Genomic DNA, 18,563 nt, shown 5'->3' with positions numbered 1-18,563 from the left:
GGAGGTGACGCGTCATGGCTCAGCGTGAATGGGTCGAGAAGGACTTCTACAAAGAGCTGGGCGTCTCCTCCGACGCCAGTGCCGAGGACGTCAAGCGGGCGGCCCGCCGGTTGCTCGCCGAGAATCATCCGGACCGCAACCCCGGTAACAAGGCGGCCGAAGATCGCTACAAGGCGGTGTCCGAGGCCAAGGAAGTGCTCACCGATCCGGCCAAGCGCAAAGAGTACGACGAGACCCGCCGGCTGTTCGCCGGTGGCGGGTTCGGACGGCGCTTCAACGGCGGCGGTGGCTTCGGCGGCGGCGGCGGCAACTTCGATCGGTTCAGCACCGGCGGCGACGGTAGCGAGTTCAACCTCAACGACCTGTTCGGCGCCGCCGGTCAGACCGGCGGCGCCAACATCGGCGATCTCTTCGGGGGCTTGTTCGGCCGCGGTGCACAGCAGCGGCCCAGCCGGCCGCGGCGCGGCAACGACCTGGAGACCGACTCCGAACTGAGCTTCCTGGAGGCGACCAAGGGCGTCGAGATGCCGTTGCGGCTGACCAGCGCGGCACCGTGCACCAACTGTCACGGCAGTGGCGCGCGACCGGGTACCAGCCCGCGAGTGTGCTCGTCCTGCAACGGATCCGGCGTCATCAACAGCAACCAGGGTGCGTTCGGATTCTCTGAGCCGTGTACCGACTGCCGCGGTAGCGGGTCGATCATCGAGCACCCGTGCTCGGAATGCAGGGGAACCGGGCGGGCGGCCCGCACCCGCACCATCAACGTGCGCATTCCGCCGGGTGTCGAAGACGGCCAACGGATTCGGCTGGCCGGCCAGGGCGAGGCGGGGCTGCGCGGTGCGCCGTCCGGCGATCTGTACGTGACGGTGCGGGTGCGTCCGGACAAGGTCTTCGGACGCGACGGCGACGACCTGACAGTCACCATCCCGGTCAGCTTCTCCGAACTCGCCTTGGGTACCACGCTTTCGGTGCCGACGCTGGACGGCAAGGTCGGCGTGCGGGTGCCGAAGGGCACCGCCGACGGTCGGATCCTGCGAGTGCGCGGACGCGGCGTTCCCAAGCGTGGTGGCGGCAATGGCGACCTGCTGGTCACGGTGAAGGTCGCGGTCCCGCCGAACCTGGAGGGCCACGCCCAGGACGCGCTGGAGGCGTACGCGGCCGCGGAGCGGTCCAGCGGATTCGACCCGCGGGCCGGATGGGCGGGTAACCGATCATGAGTAAGTCCGAGAAGAACTCCCGCACCTTCCTGATCTCGGTGGCCGCCGAGCTCGCCGGTATGCACGCGCAGACGCTGCGGACCTATGACCGGATCGGTCTGGTCAGTCCGCGCCGCAGCTCCGGCGGCGGGCGCCGCTACTCCGAGCGCGATGTCGACCTGCTGCGTGAGGTGCAGCGGCTCTCGCACGACGAGGGCGTCAACCTGGCCGGTATCAAGCGGATCATCGAGTTGACCAACCAGGTCGAGGCGCTGCAGTCGCGGGTCAAGGAGATGGCGGCCGAGCTGGAGATGTTGCGCGCCAACCAGCGCCGCGAGATCGCGGTGGTGCCCAAAAGCACCGCCGTGGTGGTGTGGAAGCCGCGTAGTTGATCTCGTCTCGTTGAGTCTGCGCTCACGGCGTGCCCTACTCGCACTTTTGCGCCGTAGGCGCAGCGTCAACGGACATAGATTGAGAACTGGGCCACGCCGGGCGTTCCCAACCGTGCCACCGGGTAGCCGCCGCGGCGCAGCGCGTCAGTCGGTGCGGCCATCGGTTCGAAGCAGATCACGTCCTCGGTGGCCGGCGCGTAGATCTGTGCCGCCGGATAGCCCGTGTCGAAGTGCACCTCGATGCGTCGGCCACCGCCGGACAGCGCGAACACCGCGCCGGGGGCCACGTCGTCGAAGCCGTCATCAAACACCTTCTCGCCCAACAACTCGGTCGCCGACGGGTAGGGCGCGGTTGCCCCGGTGGGGATACCGCGGGCATCGACGATCCGCGAACGCATCGGCGGCGTGTCGATGCACCACTGCTCCCGGGGCACGCCGGGCAGCTGTAGATACGGGTGGAACCCGAAGCACAGCGGCACCGCCGCCTCGGTGGTGGCGGTGACCCTCGTGCGCACCGTCAGCGTGCGGTCGGCGATCCGGACGGCCAACCTCAGCAGATGCGGAAACGGGAAGGAAGCCAACAGGTCGGGCCGCGAACCGAAGTCGAGCTCGGCGGTCACCATCGACGCCGACTGTTCGGTCACCTGCCAGCCGGGGTCGCCGGCGAGTGTGCCGTGAATCGGAGCGCCATGGGCGTCGGTGTGCACTCCGCCAGATCCCGGGGTGAGCGTGACCTCGGTGTCGCCGACACGGTATCTGTTGCTGCTCAACCGGTTTGCCCACGGATACAACAGTGGGATGCCCATGGTCTTGTGCTCGGCAACGTAAGCCTGCAAGCCCCGACGAAGGCCCAGTAGCTCCACGCCGCCGTCGGACAGTGAGGTGCCGATCATGCCGGCGCTCGGGACGAATGTCGCCGTCAGCTCCGACGACGGATCGCGAAGGGTGCAGTCCTGGAACCGGGGCACGTTCACTCCGATAGCGGGTCGTGTTGAATACGTTGCGCAGGGGCACCTTTGGTGATCAGTGCGGCCGCGGTAGCTCGGGTCATCTCCGAGCCGCCGCAGATCAGGATCTGGCGATCGCTCCAGCTGCCGTAGCGGGTGACCACCTCGGCCAGCCGTCCGGTCTGCCGCACATGCAGGCCCCGCGGCGGGGTCACATCGGGGTAGTCGGCGGCCCAGTCGGGGTCGCGCGCGTACTCCGACACGGGGGTCACCGACAGCCACGGGTTGTGCGCAGCGACCTGCCACAGTGTGGGCAGGTCGTAGAGCTCGCACGGGTACCGCCCACCGAAGAACAGGTGCACGCGCGGATTGACGCCCCATCGGGTCAGATCCATGATGATCGCCCGCAGCGGTGCCAGGCCGGTGCTGCCGGCGATCATCAGCACGTCACCCCCATCTCGGTCGACGTGCAGGCCGCCGTGCGGGCTGGACAGCCGCCAACGGTCACCGGGCCGGGTCTCGTTGACGATCGCGGGGCTGACCAGGCCGCCGGGGACCCCGCGCACGTGGAATTCGATCGCACCGGTCTCGTCGGCCGGGATGGCGGGCGAGAAGTACCGCCACGAGCGCGGGCACTGCGGCACCTCGACTTTGACGTACTGGCCCGGATGGTAGGGCAGCGGGCGGTCCAACTGAATCCGGACGACGGCGAGGTCCCGCGAGACCCGCAGCTGTTCGACGACGGTGCCGTCCCACCAGGCCGGGCCGTCTTCGGCGTCGGCGGCACCGCCCATCACCCCGATGATCAGATTCAGGGACTCGCGGGCGGCGTCCTCGACCGCGGCGGTCCAGTCCTCGGCCAGCTCGTCGCGCAGGGCGGCGTAGAGCACGCGCCCCATGGTGCCGTAATGGTGTTGCGTCACACCGTATTTACGGTGATCTCGGCCGAGTTGCGCCAGAAATGCGACCGGCTCCTGGGCGCGCTGGGCGACGAGTTCGCCGTACACCCAGTTCATCGCCTGGGCAAAGGCGACGCGGATGGCGGTCAGGTCGGCGGGGAAGAGGTCTCGAGCCGACGGGTCGGTGCCGAACCAGCGGGTGAACAGGCGGCCGACGAAGCTGTCGCCGCCGCCGTCGGCGACGGCGAACGCGTTGCGCAGCGCCTGCAGTGCGTCACGGTCGTCTAGGCCCACGGCCGCGATCTTATGCTGACCAGCGGTGATAGCGGCTAGAGCACGTGAATTCCGTTGTAGGTCACCATCGCACCGATGAGGACCAGGATGACCGCGAGTAGCGCGGCGTGTTGCTGCTCCATCCAGTCCTTGAGCCGGTTGAGTGCCGGATCGAAGCGGTCGCTTGCTGCCAGGTAGCCCACGATCGGGACCACGACCGTGGATGCGGCCACGGCCACGAAGAGCGCGGCCGCCTGCCAGTTGCCCATGGCCGTCAGCCCGGCGCTGCCGATGGCCAGGCCGGCGGCCGCGCACATGAACAGCACCTCGGGCCGGATCACCGCCAGTGCCACGGCCGTCAGCCCGGCCCGGGGCGCGGTCATGGAGGTGAATGAGCGCATCCAACCCGGCATTTCGCCGTGCCGGTGCCGGGTCGCCCAGCGGTAGCCGCCGAAGGCGATCAGCGCCACGCCGACCACGATCCGCAGCCACGACGCCCAGGTCGGCGGTGTGCTGTTCAGGCCGCCCAGCAGGCCGGATGCGGCGACGAAGGCCGCGGTGAGGGCGGCGAGCCCGGCCAGCCAGCCGGTGAGGAATGACAGCCCGGTCTCGCGCGGGCGAGCGGTGTGCAGCACCAGCACCGCGGGGATGACGGTGATCGGGGAGAGCGCCACCACCAGCGCGAGCGGAATCAACGTGGTCAACAACGAACCCAGGCCGGACGTCATGGCAGCACCGTAGCCGTTCGGCCGACGGGCATCGCCCACGACGGCGGCGAACCGCCCGACACTTGCTATATACCCCTACCGGGTATAGGTTCGCAGCAATACTTCGACGGAAGGCGGATATGCCACCCAGGCCGCAATGTCCTGATCGGCGCCGGCCCGACTCGGCGACGAGTCGCCGGTTCGGGGTGGCGGGCGTTATCGCCGCACTGGCCTGCACGCTGGGGTGCTGCCTGCCGGCGATCCTGGTGGCACTCGGGGTCGGCGCATCCGGGGCCGCAGGCATGGGCCATGCGGCGCACGGCGCCGGTGAGTCTCGGGGCGCCCTGCTCGACCTGTTGCACCGGGTCAGCCCGGCGCTGCTGATCGCGTCGATCGCGCTGGTCGCCGGCGCATTCGCGATGAGGCGACGCGCGGCGGTGCTGCCCGCGCTGTTGGCCGGGGTCGTGTTGTACCTCAGCGTTCACGGTCAGACCGATCCCGCCGTGATGTATGCCGGTATGGCCATCGGCTACGGCGTCTGGATCGGCCTCTATTTCTGGACGCGCCGGTCAGCCCAGGCCTGCGAGCACGAGGCGGGTGGCGTAGGCGCCGAGGTCGGCGCGGCTCACCGGGAGCCGCCCATCGACCCGGTCCAGGGTCAGTGAGGTCGATTGCCGCTGCCACGGTCCCGCCGCCCCACCGGCTGTCCTGAGCGCCGCAGCGCAAACCGACCAAATTAGGGTTGAGCGGAACAGACTCAACCTTGACGACGTTGGACAACACGACAAGCATTTTTGGCGAGCCTTCCCAGGCCCGCTCTGACCCCGATATGGAGGTGTCGTGGACTCGTTCAACCCGACCACCAAGACGCAGGCGGCGCTGACCGCGGCGCTGCAGGCGGCGACCGCTGCCGGCAACCCCGAAATCCGGCCGGCACATCTGCTGCAGGCCCTGCTGACCCAGAATGACGGGATCGCCGTGCCGCTGCTGGAGGCGGTCGGTGTGAACCCGGCGACGATCCGCACCGAGAACCAGCACCTGCTGGACCGGTTGCCGCAGGCCAGCGGTGCCAGCGCGCAGCCGCAGCTGTCCCGCGAATCCCTGGCCGCGATCACCGTCGCCCAGCAGCTGGCCACCGAACTCGATGACGAGTACGTCTCCACCGAGCACCTGATGGTGGGCCTGGCCACCGGCGACTCCGACGTCGCCAAGGTACTGACCGGTCACGGCGCGTCCCCGCAGGCGCTGCGGGACGGTTTCGTGAAGGTGCGGGGCAGCGCCCGGGTCACCAACCCCGACCCCGAGGCCAGCTACCAGGCGCTGGAGAAGTACTCCACCGACCTGACCGCCCGGGCTCGCGAGGGCAAGCTCGACCCGGTGATCGGACGCGACACCGAGATCCGCCGGGTGGTGCAAGTGTTGTCTCGGCGCACCAAGAACAACCCGGTGCTCATCGGTGAGCCGGGCGTCGGCAAGACCGCGATCGTCGAGGGGCTGGCCCAGCGCATCGTGGCCGGCGACGTCCCCGAGAGCCTGCGCGACAAGACCGTGGTCTCGCTGGATCTGGGTTCGATGGTGGCCGGCGCCAAGTACCGCGGCGAGTTCGAGGAACGGCTCAAGGCCGTCCTGGACGAGATCAAGAACGCTGCCGGGCAGGTCATCACCTTCATCGACGAGCTGCACACCATCGTCGGCGCGGGCGCCACCGGCGAGGGTGCCATGGATGCCGGCAACATGATCAAGCCGATGCTGGCCCGCGGCGAGCTGCGGCTGGTCGGCGCGACCACGCTGGAGGAGTACCGCAAGTACATCGAGAAGGACGCCGCGCTGGAGCGCCGCTTCCAGCAGGTCTACGTCGGCGAACCGTCGGCCGAGGACACCATCGGCATCTTGCGCGGGCTCAAGGAGCGCTACGAGGTGCACCACGGTGTGCGGATCACCGACTCGGCGCTGGTGGCGGCGGCCACCCTCTCCGACCGCTACATCACCGCGCGTTTCCTGCCGGACAAGGCCATCGACCTGGTCGACGAGGCCGCCTCCCGGCTGCGGATGGAGATCGACTCCCGACCCGTCGAGATCGACGAGGTCGAGCGGCTGGTGCGTCGGCTCGAGATCGAAGAGATGGCGCTGAGCAAAGAAGAAGACGACGCGTCGGCGGACCGGCTGGAGAAGCTGCGTGCCGAATTGGCCGACTACAAGGAGAAACTGGCCGAGCTGACCGCCAGGTGGCACAACGAGAAGAACGCCATCGACGTCGTCCGCGAGCTCAAGGAGCAGCTGGAAACCCTGCGCGGTGAGTCCGACCGCGCCGAACGCGACGGCGACCTGGCCAAGGCGGCCGAACTGCGCTACGGGCGCATCCCCGAGGTGGAGAAGAAGCTGGAGGCGGCGCTGCCGAAGGCCGAGGCCCGTGAGCAGGTGATGCTCAAGGAGGAAGTCGGTCCTGACGACATCGCCGACGTGGTGAGCGCCTGGACCGGTATCCCGGCCGGGCGGTTGCTGGAAGGCGAGACCGCCAAGCTGCTGCGGATGGAAGACGAACTCGCCAAGCGGGTCGTCGGGCAGCGCAAGCCGGTGCAAGCGGTCTCCGACGCGGTGCGGCGCAGCCGGGCCGGGGTCGCCGACCCCAACCGGCCGACCGGTTCGTTCCTGTTCCTGGGCCCCACCGGCGTCGGCAAGACCGAGCTGGCCAAGGCGCTGGCCGACTTCCTCTTCGACGACGAGCGGGCCATGGTCCGCATCGACATGAGCGAGTACGGCGAGAAGCACTCGGTGGCACGGCTGGTCGGGGCGCCCCCCGGCTACATCGGCTACGACCAGGGCGGTCAGCTGACCGAGGCGGTGCGCCGCCGGCCCTACACGGTGGTGCTCTTCGACGAGGTGGAGAAGGCGCACCCGGACGTGTTCGACGTGCTGCTGCAGGTCCTCGACGAGGGCCGGCTCACCGACGGGCAGGGCCGCACCGTCGACTTCCGCAACACCATCCTGATCCTGACCTCCAACCTGGGATCGGGTGGCACCGACGAGGAGGTGATGGCGGCGGTACGGGCGGCGTTCAAGCCGGAGTTCATCAACCGGCTCGACGACGTGCTGATCTTCGAGGGCCTCAACCCCGAGGAACTGGTCCGGATCGTCGACATTCAGCTCGAACAGCTCGACAAGCGGTTGGCGCAGCGCCGGCTGGCACTCGAGGTGTCGTTGCCGGCCAAGAAGTGGCTGGCCGAGCGCGGGTTCGACCCGATCTACGGTGCCCGGCCGCTGCGCCGGTTGATCCAGCAGGCCATCGGCGACCAGTTGGCCAAGCTGCTGCTGGCCGGCGAGGTGCACGATGGTGACACCGTGCCCGTCAACATCAGTCCCGACGGCGACGCGCTGATCCTGGGCTGACAACGACACCGAAAGGCAGAGGTCCCCCGAACCGGGTTCGGGGGACCTGTGTCTATTTCGAGTGGATCTTCCGGGATGCGATGACGAAGGTGATCGGTTAGCCTAACGGTTACTGAGAAAGTCCAGTATTTTCCAATACTGTCGTTAATTCGGAGGGTTCGTCATGTCGGTTCGTGGTCATCGCCTGGTCGGGGCGGTCAGCGCCGCCGGGGCGTTCCTGGTGCTCAGCGCCCCTGCGCCCGCGGCGCAGGCCGATTGGGACGACCTGTTCCAGCCCATCATCGACGCCTTCAGCATGGTCGACCCCGGCGTTGCTGCCGACACCGACCCGGGCAGCGCGTTGGCCTCGTTGGACACCCTGTTCGACGGCTGGTACCAGGACCTCGTCTACAACCCGCTCAACAGCATCGCGCCGTGGCTGTTCGGTTCCGATCTGCCGGGCAGCGCTGTCGCCTACGGCCCCGACACCCCGGTTGCGGACCTCCCGTCGAGCTTCACCGTCCCGATGGATGTCAACCTGACCACCCAGCCGGTGATCAACGTCTCGATCGGCGGCGGCGCGCAGACAGAGGTGCTGGTCGACACCGGTGCGGCCGGGCTGGTCGTGCCGATCTGGAATATCAACCCCTTCGGCATCACCGGCCTGCCCACCGGCTTCAACATCGGCCAGTTCGGCGGAGCGCTGAACTACTTCTATGTGGAGCTGCCCACCACCGTCACGTTCACCGGCGTCGACGGGGACACCGTCACCGCCGACACCACGGTGGATGCCGTGCTCTTCGCCTTCCCGGCGGACCTGAACCCCTTCGGCGCCTGGTCTATTTACGACTACCTGGCCCAATCCTCCACCGGCATCCTGGGCATCGGACCCAACGCACTCGGACCCACTCCCGCCCACATTCCGACCGCCGACCTGCCGGGCACCCTGGGCAACGGCGTGCTGATCGACCAGCCCAACGGCCAGCTGATCTTCGGGGACAACCCGTATGAGAATGGCACCGTCATTGCCGGGTCGCCCTGGGCCGACCTGAAGGTGCAGCTCAACGACGGGCCGCTTACCGACGTCAAGGCGGTGATCGACTCCGGCGGGGTTTACGGCACCATGCCGTCCTCGGTGTTGACGGGCGCGGGTGTTACCCCGACAGCCAGCGGAACCCTGCCCAACGGGACGGAGATCTCGGTCTACGCCAAGGACGGCACGCTGCTATACAACTACATCGTGGGCTCCCAGGCGGGTGAGGTGCGCAGCCCGGTCGTGGTCGGCGCCAACAGTGGCATGAATACCGGCAACTGGTTGTTCGCCCAGCAGCCGGTCTACATCAACTACGGCGTGCCCGGCGGCCAGACCATCGTTGGTGGCACCCTCATTCAGGCCGGAAGCTGACCGCCCGACGGACCCGTTTTTTTGGTTTTTTCTTGGACAGATCCTCTGGTGCCCTGCGCCCTTGAGTGGGTTCGCTGACCGCGATTCGTCATGGACGCAACGGTCTGTGACCTCGCGCGGGGAGGTTTCAGGAGATGGCGGCAGTCCGATGGAGCATGGTCGGAGGCGGGCGTCTCGCCGACACAACTGGGAGTCTTGCCGAACCGAACGACGGTGCGGGTCTACACCGATGACGGTCAGACGTTGCGGTACATCTCATACAGTCCGAACGGTGTCGGGACCACCATCTTCGGCGGCTCCAACGCCCTCGAAGTGTGACGTTGACCTCTTGGAATCGTGCTGATATGCGGTTGTGACCAGCAAGCGTTCTCGCTTCCGGGCCGACAACAGATACGCTAGGCGCAATGGTCCCGCTCTGGTTCACGCTGTCCGCGCTGTGCTTCGTCGGCGCGGGCGTCTTGCTGTACGTGGACCTCGACCAGCGTCGCGGCCGCAGCCGGCGCCGTAGATCCTGGGCCCGCTCCCAGGGCTTCGACTTCGAACTGGAGTCCACCGAAATCCTGCAGCGCTGGAAGCGCGGCGTGATATCGACGGCAGGCGATGCGCCCGTCCGCAACGTGGTGCTCGGTCAGATCCGCGGCGAGGCCGTCTACATCTTCGACCTGGACGAAGTCGCCACGGTGATCGCACTGCACCGCAAGGTCAGCACCAACGTCGTCGTCGACGTGCGGCTCAAAGGCCTCAAGGAGCCCCGCGAGAACGACATCTGGCTGCTCGGGGCGATCGGCCCGCGGATGGTCTACTCCACCAACCTCGACGCGGCGCGGCGCGCCTGCGACCGGCGGATGGTCACCTTCGCCCACACCGCCCCCGACTGCGCGGAGATCATGTGGAACGAGGCGAACTGGACGTTGGTGAGTATGCCCATCACCAGCACCCGCGCCCAGTGGGACGAGGGGCTGCGCAGCGTGCGCCAGTTCAACGACTTGCTGCGGGTACTGCCCCCGACGCCGCGGCGCGAGCCGTTCGAAGCGGCGACCGGGGCAGCCAAGCCGGCGAGCCGACGCAACGGACAACCCAGCCGCCCGCTGGGTTCGGGTGGTGCCGCGGACTCCGCCGAGGACAGCGCGGCCGATCAGGCGTCGTCGCCGTCCCGGGCGTCCGCGCCGCCGGCAGGCAATACCGCCGCGGCCGCCGAGCCGCGGTCGCGGCGCCGCGCCGCCCGTGACGAGCAGTCGGGCATGCTGCACGCCCCGTCACCGGGCGCGGGCCGCAACGGCCGGCAGACAGCGCACTATCAGCGCTGACGTCCGGCTTCGTTACGCTGTGGGGCATGTCGCGTCCTGCCAGACCTACGGCCCTGGTCACCGGGCCTACCTCGGGACTTGGCGAAGGCTATGCGCGCCGTTACGCCGCCGACGGCTATGACCTGGTCCTGGTGGCCCGCGACGCCAAGCGGCTGAAGGCGCTGGCGGCCGAACTGCGCGGCAGTCACGGCGGTGACGTCGAGGTGCTGCCGGCCGATCTGGCCGACGCCGACGACCGGGCCAAGGTCGCCGAACGGCTTCGCGCCGGCGTGCGGGTGCTGGTCAACAACGCCGGTTTCGGCACCTCCGGGGAGTTCTGGACCGCCGACCCCGAGCTGCTGCAATCCCAGCTGGACGTCAACGTCACCGCGGTCATGCAGCTGACCCGCGCGGCACTGCCGGCGATGATCGAGGCCGGCACCGGAACCGTCATCAACGTGGCCAGCGTCGCCGGGCTGCTGTCCGGTCGCGGCTCGACATACTCGGCCTCCAAGGCCTGGGTGGTGTCGTTCACCGAGGGGCTGGCCGGCGGGCTGGCCGGCACCGGGGTCGGCATCCACGTGGTCTGTCCGGGCTATGTGCACACTGAGTTCCACGAGCGCGCCGGCATCGATATGGACACGCTGCCGTCGTTCATGTGGCTGAAGGTCGACGACGTCGTCGCGACCAGCCTGGCCGACATCGCCCGGGGCGACGTGATCAGTGTGCCGGGCCTGCAGTACAAGGCGATCACGACGGTCAGCCGGCTGATTCCGCGCGGGTTGTCGCGGACGCTGACCAAGACTTTCGGGCGGGGCAGTGGGCGTACTTGACAGCGGAGAGCGTGACGAATTGGCCGCGCTGGTCCGCGAACTGTCGGTGGTGCACGGGCGCGTAACGCTGTCGTCGGGCGCCGAGGCCGACTACTACGTCGACTTGCGCCGCTCCACCCTGCACCATCGGGCCGGTGCGCTGATCGGCCGGCTGGTCCGCCAGCTCACCGACGACTGGGAGTACGTGGCGGTCGGCGGCCTGACGCTGGGTGCGGACCCGGTGGCGACCGCCGTCATGCACGCCCCGGGCCGGCCGATCGACGCCTTCGTGGTGCGTAAGTCGGTGAAAGCCCATGGCATGCAACGACTTATCGAAGGAGCGGACGTGGCGGGGCGGTCGGTGCTGGTGGTGGAGGACACCAGCACCACCGGCGGGTCGGCGCTGACCGCCGTGCGTGCGGTGCGGGAGGCCGGTGGGCACGTCGTCGGTGTGGTGACCGTGGTGGACCGTGCCACCGGGGCGGCGGAGGCCATCGAGGCCGAAGGTGTGCCCTACCGCAGCGTGCTCGGCCTGGCCGAGCTGGGACTGGGCTGAGCCGGGTTGTGCGGACTCTGATCGCGGCGGTGCTGGCGCTGGCCGTCGCGTGTGCGGCGGCCTGTTCGGGTTCCGCTGCGAGCGGCCCCTACGGCGCCCAGGGCGCGCGGATCGGCGAGGCGCTGCCGTTGTTGGGCTGGGAGCTGACGCTGACCAACCTGCGCTGGGAGGTCGATCATGTCCTTATCGACGTCAAGGCGCACGTCCCGGATCCGGGCGGCCCGCACGCCGCGGCCGGCGAAATGCGGTTCGGGATCTACGGCACGCCCGCCCGCCCGGTCGAGGCAACCGGCCTGGGAAGCTGCGATGCGCTGGGGCAGCTGACGCCGGCGCCGCTGTCGACCCGCGAACCCGACCGGTTGGACGGCACCGTGTGCCTGGGGCCGCTCAAGGAACGCAGCGCGGTGCGCGGCGTCTACGCCTACTCGCCGGCCGACCGGATCAAGGACACCACGGTGGCCTACCCCGCGGCGTTCCCGGTAGGGCTGCCGCCGATCAACCCCTACGACACCGGTTTGGTGCTCACCCCGCAGGGGGTGGCGGCATACCGGGCCGACGGCGTCCCGCTGGCCCCGAGCGCCCTCGGCGACCCGAAAGCGTTCTCCGGCAACGGATACATGGTGCTGAGCCTGGCTGCCGACGCGGTCGCCGGACAGTACCGCGACGACGCGGACGCCCGCGGCGGGCCGCTGATGCTCGTCGCCGGTCCAGCGACGCCGATGCCCGGGCTGGGGCCGGATTGTCTGGCCTCCGGGTCGTCGGTGCTGATCCTGCCCGAGGCGTCGCTGAACTCGGTGCACGTACCGACGTCGCTGTGCACGCACGGTGAGATCAATGCCGCGGTGCTCTACGCCTCGGTGTCGGTGGTGGGCACCCACGCCGCCGTATGGACCACTTCGTGACCGAGCCGGTGGCCGAACCCGGTCCCACCGAGTGGTTCCCGCCGGCCAACGGCGTCGGGCCGTGGCAGGGTGAGCCGCCCACCGATTCCCGCTACGACCCGGAACTGCTGCGCGATGGTGACCGCCGCAACGTCGTCGACGCCTACCGTTACTGGACCCGCGAGGCGATCATCGCCGACATCGACTCCCGGCGGCACCGGCTGCACGTGGCGATCGAGAACTTCGAGCACGACGCCAACATCGGCTCGGTGGTACGCACTGCCAACGCGTTCGCCGTGGACACCGTGCACATCGTCGGGCGGCGGCGGTGGAACCGGCGCGGCGCCATGGTCACCGACCGCTACCAGCGGCTGCGGCATCACGACCAGGTGGCCGGACTGCTGGAGTTCGCCGCGCAACAGGGCCTGACCGTCGTCGCGGTGGACAACGTCGCCGGGGCGCAGCGGTTGGAGCAGACCGTGCTGCCGAGCGACTGCTTGCTGGTGTTCGGCAGCGAAGGCCCCGGCATCAGCGACGAGATGCGCGCCGGAGCCGGTCTGCTGGTGTCCATCGCCGCGTTCGGCTCGACCCGCAGCATCAACGTCGGGGTGGCGGCCGGCATCGTGATGCACACCTGGATCGCCCGGCATGGCAACCTGGAAAACGCCTGGTAAGAGTCGGGCCTTACTGAGACAGTCCTCGACCGCATGGTGTGCTGACGGCATGGCCGGCAGCACGTTCAGATCTCTGAAGGTCTTCAACTATCGGCTCTGGGCGGGCGGGGCGCTGGTCTCCAACATCGGAATCTGGATGCAGCGCACCGCGCAGGACTGGCTGGTGCTGACCGAGCTCACCGCCCGCAGCGGAACCGCGGTCGGGGTTGTCATGGGCCTGCAATTCGGGCCCCAGCTGCTCCTGCTGCCCTGGACCGGCTATGCGGCCGACCGTTTCGACCGGCGCAAACTGCTGATCGCCACCCAGACGGCGTTGGGCGTCTTGGCGCTCGTCCTCGGCCTGCTCACCGTGAGCGGCCTCGTCCAGCTGTGGCAGGTTTACGTCCTGGCGTTGCTGTCCGGCTGCATCAGCGCGGTCGATATGCCGGCGCGCCAGACGTTCGTCTCCGATCTGGTGGGAGACGACGACCTCTCCAATGCGGTGGCGCTGAATTCCGCGTCGATCAACGCCGCGCGGATGATCGGTCCTGCCGTCGCCGGTGCGCTGATCGCAGCCGTCGGCACGGGTTGGGCGTTTCTCATCAATGCGGCGTCCTTCGGTGCCGTGCTCGCCTCGCTGGCGCTGTTACGGGTGCGAGAGCTCTATCCCAACGCCCGTGCCGTCGGCCCGGCCCGGGGCAATCTCATGGCGGGTTTGCGCTACGTTTGGGCGCGTCCGGATCTGAAGGCGATCCTGTTGATGTTGTTCCTGATCGGTACCTTCGGGCTCAATTTCCCGATCTTCATCTCGACCATGTCGGTCACCGTCTTCCACGGCGGCGCAGACCAATACGGGCTGCTGTCCTCGGTGATGGCGGTCGGCACGCTCGCCGGAGCACTGCTCGCCGCGGGATGGGAGAGGCCCCGCCTCCGGTCACTGCTCTTCAGCGCGGCGGTCTTGGGTGTCGGCTTCGCATTCGCCGCCGTCGCGCCGGATGTCTGGCTCTTCGGTGTCGCGCTCGCCGTGATCGGGGTGTCCACCCTGACGTTCACCAATGCAACGAACAGCCTGATGCAACTGACCACCGAGCCGGTGATGCGCGGGCGAGTGATGGCGCTGCGGCTGGCCATCGCCGTGGGCACCACGCCGATCGGTGCGCCCCTCATCGGCTGGATAGCCGACGCGTTCAGTCCGCGCTGGGCGCTCGGTGTCGGCGCGCTGTCCGGGTTGGCCGCGACCGCCGTGGCGCTGGCCCACCTCGCGGGTCAGCGTCGCGGCCCGGCTTCTCGGTAGTTGTGGGATGGCGTTGCCCGATGCGGCAGGATCAACCGCTATGGATCTGCTATGGGCCAATCGGGCCGAGAGCGCCGAGGCCGCTGTCACCGCGAGACATCTCAAACCGCTCTGGCACCTCCCGGGCACCCACCTCGGCGTGGTGGCCTGGCCGCCGATCCGCCGGGCGCCGCACTGGCACTACTGGTGGCAGGCGCACCTGCTGGACTGCCTGGTCGACGCGCAACTGCGTGACCCGCAGCCCGAACGCGTGACGTCGATCAAGCGCCAGATCCGCACTCACCGGTTGCGCAACGTGTTCCGCTGGACCAACGCCTACTACGACGACATGGCTTGGCTGGCGCTGGCCATCCAGCGCGCCTGCCGGGTCACCGGGATCGACCGGCATCGCGCGTTGCGCACCCTGACGCGCGAGCTGACCGACTCCTGGATGCCCGAGGCCGGCGGCGGGATCCCGTGGCGCAAGGACGAACAGTTCACCGAGCCGTTTTTCAATGCCCCCGCCAACGGGCCGGCCGGGATCTTCCTGGCGCGTGAACCCGAGTGGCTGCAGCGGGCCCAGCAGATGGGCGACTGGATCGACGCCACCCTGATCGACCCGGAGACCCACCTGGTGTTCGACGGCATCCGGTCCGGGTCGCTGGTGCGCGCCGAATATACCTACTGCCAGGGCGTGGTGCTCGGTCTGGAAACCGAACTGGCGGTGCGCACCGGCGCGCCGCGGCATGCGGAGCGGGTGCAGCGGCTGGTCGCCGCGGTCGACAAGCAAATGGCCCCCGGCGGGGTGCTCAAGGGCGCCGGTGGCGGCGACGGCGGGCTGTTCGCCGGAATCACCGCCCGGTACCTGGCATTGGTCGCCACCGATCTACCGGGGGAGTCCCCCGCCGACACCGAGGCGCGCAGCACCGCGGCCGAACTGGTGCTGAGGTCGGCGAGGTCGGCGTGGGACTACCGGCAGTCGGTGGACGGCCTGCCGCTGTTCGGGGCATTCTGGGACCGGCCCGCCGACGTACCCCGGGCCGACGGCGCGGTGGCCGCTTCCGTCGCCGGGGCGGTGTACGAATCCGAGGTGCCCGAACGCGACCTGTCGGTGCAGTTGTCGGGCTGGATGCTGATGGAGGCCGCCCACGTCGTGGCTGCCGCCCGCCCGCCTGGCTGACCGGGTGCGGCGCTACTCGGGATTCTGCGTGCTGAGCGCGGACTCATCGTCGGCGGTCTCGGCCGCGCGATTCTGCCGGCGCGCCAGGTAGGCCCTGGTGGCCGAGAAGATCGCCGGCAGCAGCGAGACGAACAGGATCCCGATGATGATCAGTTCCAGGTGGTCGGTGATGCCCGGCACCTTGGTGCCCAGCAGGTAGCCCGTCAGGGTCATCCCGGCCCCCCACAGGATGCCGCCGACGATGTCGAAGGCCAGGTAGACGGGGTAGCGCATATAGGACACGCCGGCGATCGGCGGGACGAAGGTCCGGGCGAACGGCACGAAGCGGGCCAGGATGATCGCCACCGGACCGTACTTTTCGAAGAAGGCATGTGAGTCGGTCACATAGTGCTTCTTGAAAAAGCGGGAGTCCTCCTTCTTGAACAGCGCCGGACCGATACGACGGCCGATGAAATAGCCGCACTGGTCACCCAGCACCGCCACGACCGCCACGGACGGCGCCAGCACCCAGATGTCGGGGTTGCCGGCGGCGGCCAGCAGGCCACCGGTGACCAACAGTGATTCACCCGGCAGCAGCGGAAACAGCAGACCGGTCTCGATGAAGACGATCACCAGGATCGCCGGGAGTACGGCGTGCTCGAATACCCCGCCCTGCCCGATCCAGTACATCGGGTCCAAGATGTGGGGCATCGCCGCCACCGTCATGCTCATGACGCACCAACATACCGGGGGCCGTGAGCCAAACCGGCCCTGAGATACTTGATGTCAGTTTCGGTCAGCCAGGAGGAGAGTTCCATGCCCATCGCCACCCCCGAGGTCTACGCCGAGATGCTGGGCCGCGCCAAGGAGAACGCGTACGCGTTCCCGGCGATCAACTGCACGTCGTCGGAGACCATCAACGCCGCCATCAAGGGTTTCGCCGACGCCGGCAGTGACGGCATCATCCAGTTCTCCACCGGCGGCGCGGAGTTCGGCTCCGGTCTGGGCGTCAAGGACATGGTGACCGGCGCGGTGGCGCTGGCCGAGTTCACCCACGTGATCGCCGCCAAGTACCCGATCAACGTGGCGCTGCACACCGACCACTGCCCGAAGGACAAGCTGGACGGTTTCGTGCGTCCGCTGCTGGCGATCTCGACCGAGCGGGTCAAGGCGGGCAAGGACCCGCTGTTCCAGTCGCACATGTGGGACGGCTCGGCCGTGCCGATCGACGAGAACCTGGCCATCGCCGAGGAGCTGCTGGCCAAGGCGGCGGCCGCCAAGATCATCCTGGAGATCGAGATCGGCGTGGTCGGCGGCGAAGAGGACGGCGTGGAAGCCGAGATCAACGAGAAGCTCTACACCACCCCGGAGGACTTCGAGAAGACCATCGACGCCCTCGGTGTCGGCGACCACGGCGAGTACCTGCTGGCCGCCACGTTCGGCAACGTGCACGGCGTCTACAAGCCCGGCAACGTCAAGCTGCGTCCCGACATCCTGGGTGAGGGCCAGAAGGTGGCGGCGGCCAAGCTGGGCTTGGCGGCCGGCTCCAAGCCGTTCAACTTCGTCTTCCACGGCGGCTCGGGCTCGCTGAAGTCGGAGATCGAAGAGGCGTTGCAGCACGGCGTGGTGAAGATGAATGTCGACACCGACACCCAGTACGCGTTCACCCGCCCGATTGCGGCGCACATGTTCACCAACTACGACGGCGTATTCAAGATCGACGGCGAAGTGGGCAACAAGAAGGTCTACGACCCGCGCAGCTACCTCAAGAAGGCCGAGGCCGCCATGACCGAGCGGGTCATCGAGGCGTGCAACGACCTGCACAGCGCCGGCAAGAGCCTGAGCTGAGGCGCCCTACACCAGATCAGCCGCCGTGGGACTGGCAGATCTTCCACTGGTCGTCGCGGAACTGCAGATCGAAGCTGCGGGTTGAGCGGACCCGCGGCGCGTAGGCCATGAACGCGGTGACATTGGCTTCGGCGTGGCCGTCGTTGACCACGACCTCGTCGATGCTGGCGACCACCGGATACTGCTTGGCCGCCGCGATCCGGCGGTAGGTCTCGTCCCACGCCTTCTGGTCGTAGTTGACGTAGCGGTCGCGGATGTCGCCGCAGGTCAGGCTGCGCAGCGCCGCCAGGTCGCCGTTCTGCATGGCGATGTCGAAGTTCAAGATGGTGCCCCGGACCCGCTCTTCCTGCGAGGCGGCCTGCCGGTCGTCGCGGGTCAGCCACAGCGTGCCCAGCACCGCGACCACCGCCAGCACCACGATGATCAGGATCAGCGCCAGCACCCAGCCCCAGCTGCGTGACACGGTGGCGGGCAGTCTGCCGCCCAGTCGCGGCGGAATCTGTTGCGGTATCGCCTTTCCCGCATCACCGGCCTGTCGGGCGATGAGCTCGGTGTCGGCGTCACCCACCGACGGCATGACCTCGGTCGCCCCGTCGAACCCGGGCGCGGTGAACCGTCGCTCCGGCGGTCCGTCCGGGCTGGAATCGGTGGTGGTGGGCGCGGCCTCGGTGGTGATCACCTCGGTGACGGCATCGCCATCGACGTCGGGGGCATCCGCCGGTGCGGCGTCAGCGGCCTCTGGAATGACCGTGGTGGCGGTGTCGTCCTCCCCGGAGGGGACCGGGTGCACGTCGACGGCCTGATCGGGCTCGGTGGGTTGGATCGGGGGGCCATCGGGAGCGGGATCGTGACCGGATGCGGGCGGAACGGGGGTGTCGTCGCGGTCGGGGCCCGATGGGTTCGGCATAAG

At 68.7% G+C, this 18,563-nt stretch carries 18 protein-coding genes; 13 read left to right on the top strand and 5 right to left on the bottom strand.

Annotation, left to right across the window (positions count from 1 at the left end; genetic code table 11):
- The first annotated feature begins 14 nt into the window (after nt 1-14).
- On the top strand, nt 15-1,217 hold the full coding sequence (gene dnaJ / locus G6N19_RS07360) for a molecular chaperone DnaJ (RefSeq protein WP_083036476.1): 1,203 nt from the start codon (nt 15-17) through the stop codon (nt 1,215-1,217).
- On the top strand, nt 1,214-1,588 hold the full coding sequence (locus G6N19_RS07355; RefSeq protein ID WP_013827283.1) for a heat shock protein transcriptional repressor HspR: 375 nt from the start codon (nt 1,214-1,216) through the stop codon (nt 1,586-1,588). Before dnaJ ends, G6N19_RS07355 begins: the two co-directional genes overlap by 4 nt.
- Before the next feature lie 65 nt (nt 1,589-1,653).
- Here G6N19_RS07355 and G6N19_RS07350 read toward each other — a convergent pair whose 3' ends face one another.
- The 3 genes from G6N19_RS07350 to G6N19_RS07340 are packed head-to-tail and all read right to left on the bottom strand — an operon-like array spanning nt 1,654 to nt 4,435.
- Nucleotides 1,654-2,556, bottom strand: a complete 903-nt coding sequence (locus G6N19_RS07350; RefSeq protein WP_013827284.1) for an aldose 1-epimerase — start codon at nt 2,554-2,556, stop codon at nt 1,654-1,656.
- Nucleotides 2,557-2,558: 2 nt separating this feature from the next.
- A complete protein-coding gene (locus tag G6N19_RS07345) occupies nt 2,559-3,728 on the bottom strand; it encodes an FAD-binding oxidoreductase (protein WP_013827285.1) in 1,170 nt (389 codons plus the stop codon).
- A 35-nt stretch (nt 3,729-3,763) separates the two neighbouring features.
- Entirely contained in the window at nt 3,764-4,435 is a 672-nt protein-coding gene (locus G6N19_RS07340; protein ID WP_013827286.1) for a GAP family protein, read from the bottom strand.
- Between the two features lie 185 nt (nt 4,436-4,620).
- On the opposite strand from G6N19_RS07340, the gene G6N19_RS07335 reads away from it, so the two are divergent.
- The 10 genes from G6N19_RS07335 to G6N19_RS07290 all read left to right on the top strand — a co-directional run bounded on the left by G6N19_RS07335 (nt 4,621) and on the right by G6N19_RS07290 (nt 15,826).
- On the top strand, nt 4,621-5,079 hold the full coding sequence (locus tag G6N19_RS07335; RefSeq protein WP_013827287.1) for a hypothetical protein: 459 nt from the start codon (nt 4,621-4,623) through the stop codon (nt 5,077-5,079).
- A 175-nt stretch (nt 5,080-5,254) separates the two neighbouring features.
- Nucleotides 5,255-7,801, top strand: a complete 2,547-nt coding sequence (gene clpB, locus G6N19_RS07330; protein WP_013827288.1) for an ATP-dependent chaperone ClpB — start codon at nt 5,255-5,257, stop codon at nt 7,799-7,801.
- 163 nt (nt 7,802-7,964) lie between these two features.
- Nucleotides 7,965-9,185 carry a PecA family PE domain-processing aspartic protease gene (locus G6N19_RS07325; protein ID WP_013827289.1) on the top strand — a complete coding sequence of 407 codons (1,221 nt, stop codon included), beginning with the start codon at nt 7,965-7,967 and terminating at the stop codon, nt 9,183-9,185.
- 404 nt (nt 9,186-9,589) lie between these two features.
- Nucleotides 9,590-10,492 (top strand): trehalose monomycolate transport factor TtfA, encoded by a 903-nt coding sequence (gene ttfA, locus G6N19_RS07320; protein ID WP_013827291.1) that lies wholly within the window; start codon nt 9,590-9,592, stop codon nt 10,490-10,492.
- A gap of 26 nt (nt 10,493-10,518) precedes the next feature.
- A complete protein-coding gene (locus G6N19_RS07315) occupies nt 10,519-11,304 on the top strand; it encodes an SDR family NAD(P)-dependent oxidoreductase (protein WP_041316805.1) in 786 nt (261 codons plus the stop codon).
- A complete protein-coding gene (pyrE, locus tag G6N19_RS07310; protein ID WP_041316808.1) occupies nt 11,291-11,839 on the top strand; it encodes an orotate phosphoribosyltransferase in 549 nt (182 codons plus the stop codon). Before G6N19_RS07315 ends, pyrE begins: the two co-directional genes overlap by 14 nt.
- A gap of 8 nt (nt 11,840-11,847) precedes the next feature.
- The gene (locus G6N19_RS07305) at nt 11,848-12,741 is read left to right on the top strand and encodes a hypothetical protein (protein WP_013827294.1); all 894 of its coding nucleotides are present in this window, start codon (nt 11,848-11,850) and stop codon (nt 12,739-12,741) included.
- Nucleotides 12,726-13,394 (top strand): TrmH family RNA methyltransferase, encoded by a 669-nt coding sequence (locus G6N19_RS07300; RefSeq protein ID WP_013827295.1) that lies wholly within the window; start codon nt 12,726-12,728, stop codon nt 13,392-13,394. The genes G6N19_RS07305 and G6N19_RS07300 overlap by 16 nt, the downstream gene beginning before the upstream one ends.
- Before the next feature lie 49 nt (nt 13,395-13,443).
- The gene (locus G6N19_RS07295) at nt 13,444-14,667 is read left to right on the top strand and encodes an MFS transporter (protein WP_013827296.1); all 1,224 of its coding nucleotides are present in this window, start codon (nt 13,444-13,446) and stop codon (nt 14,665-14,667) included.
- Between the two features lie 40 nt (nt 14,668-14,707).
- Nucleotides 14,708-15,826: a glycoside hydrolase family 76 protein gene (locus G6N19_RS07290; protein WP_013827297.1), complete on the top strand. Its 1,119-nt coding sequence runs from the start codon at nt 14,708-14,710 to the stop codon at nt 15,824-15,826.
- Nucleotides 15,827-15,838: 12 nt separating this feature from the next.
- Here G6N19_RS07290 and G6N19_RS07285 read toward each other — a convergent pair whose 3' ends face one another.
- Complete coding sequence (locus G6N19_RS07285; RefSeq protein ID WP_013827298.1) at nt 15,839-16,537, bottom strand: DedA family protein; 699 nt, start codon at nt 16,535-16,537, stop codon at nt 15,839-15,841.
- An 84-nt stretch (nt 16,538-16,621) separates the two neighbouring features.
- On the opposite strand from G6N19_RS07285, the gene fbaA reads away from it, so the two are divergent.
- Nucleotides 16,622-17,653, top strand: coding sequence for a class II fructose-bisphosphate aldolase (gene fbaA / locus G6N19_RS07280; protein WP_013827299.1), 1,032 nt, complete (start codon nt 16,622-16,624; stop codon nt 17,651-17,653).
- Nucleotides 17,654-17,669: 16 nt separating this feature from the next.
- Here fbaA and G6N19_RS07275 read toward each other — a convergent pair whose 3' ends face one another.
- Nucleotides 17,670-18,560 (bottom strand): Rv0361 family membrane protein, encoded by an 891-nt coding sequence (locus tag G6N19_RS07275; protein ID WP_013827300.1) that lies wholly within the window; start codon nt 18,558-18,560, stop codon nt 17,670-17,672.
- Between the last annotated feature and the right edge of the window lie 3 nt (nt 18,561-18,563).

Origin of the sequence: Mycobacterium novum, assembly GCF_010726505.1 — a bacterium.
Lineage (GTDB): Bacteria > Actinomycetota > Actinomycetes > Mycobacteriales > Mycobacteriaceae > Mycobacterium > Mycobacterium algericum.
The sequence above is the reverse complement of the archived record's forward strand: the minus strand, read 5'-3'. Positions and strand labels throughout refer to the sequence as shown.

Bases quoted from the DNA above. Each gene is read 5' to 3' on its own strand.
- G6N19_RS07355 (WP_013827283.1), top strand. From the start codon at position 1,214: ATGAGTAAGTCCGAGAAGAACTCCCGCACCTTCCTGATCTCGGTGGCC.
- ttfA (WP_013827291.1), top strand. From the start codon at position 9,590: ATGGTCCCGCTCTGGTTCACGCTGTCCGCGCTGTGCTTCGTCGGCGCG.
- fbaA (WP_013827299.1), top strand. From the start codon at position 16,622: ATGCCCATCGCCACCCCCGAGGTCTACGCCGAGATGCTGGGCCGCGCC.
- G6N19_RS07290 (WP_013827297.1), top strand. From the start codon at position 14,708: ATGGATCTGCTATGGGCCAATCGGGCCGAGAGCGCCGAGGCCGCTGTC.
- G6N19_RS07340 (WP_013827286.1), bottom strand. From the start codon at position 4,435: ATGACGTCCGGCCTGGGTTCGTTGTTGACCACGTTGATTCCGCTCGCG.
- G6N19_RS07315 (WP_041316805.1), top strand. From the start codon at position 10,519: ATGTCGCGTCCTGCCAGACCTACGGCCCTGGTCACCGGGCCTACCTCG.
- G6N19_RS07325 (WP_013827289.1), top strand. From the start codon at position 7,965: ATGTCGGTTCGTGGTCATCGCCTGGTCGGGGCGGTCAGCGCCGCCGGG.
- G6N19_RS07300 (WP_013827295.1), top strand. From the start codon at position 12,726: ATGGACCACTTCGTGACCGAGCCGGTGGCCGAACCCGGTCCCACCGAG.
- G6N19_RS07275 (WP_013827300.1), bottom strand. From the start codon at position 18,560: ATGCCGAACCCATCGGGCCCCGACCGCGACGACACCCCCGTTCCGCCC.
- G6N19_RS07285 (WP_013827298.1), bottom strand. From the start codon at position 16,537: ATGAGCATGACGGTGGCGGCGATGCCCCACATCTTGGACCCGATGTAC.
- G6N19_RS07295 (WP_013827296.1), top strand. From the start codon at position 13,444: ATGGCCGGCAGCACGTTCAGATCTCTGAAGGTCTTCAACTATCGGCTC.
- dnaJ (WP_083036476.1), top strand. From the start codon at position 15: ATGGCTCAGCGTGAATGGGTCGAGAAGGACTTCTACAAAGAGCTGGGC.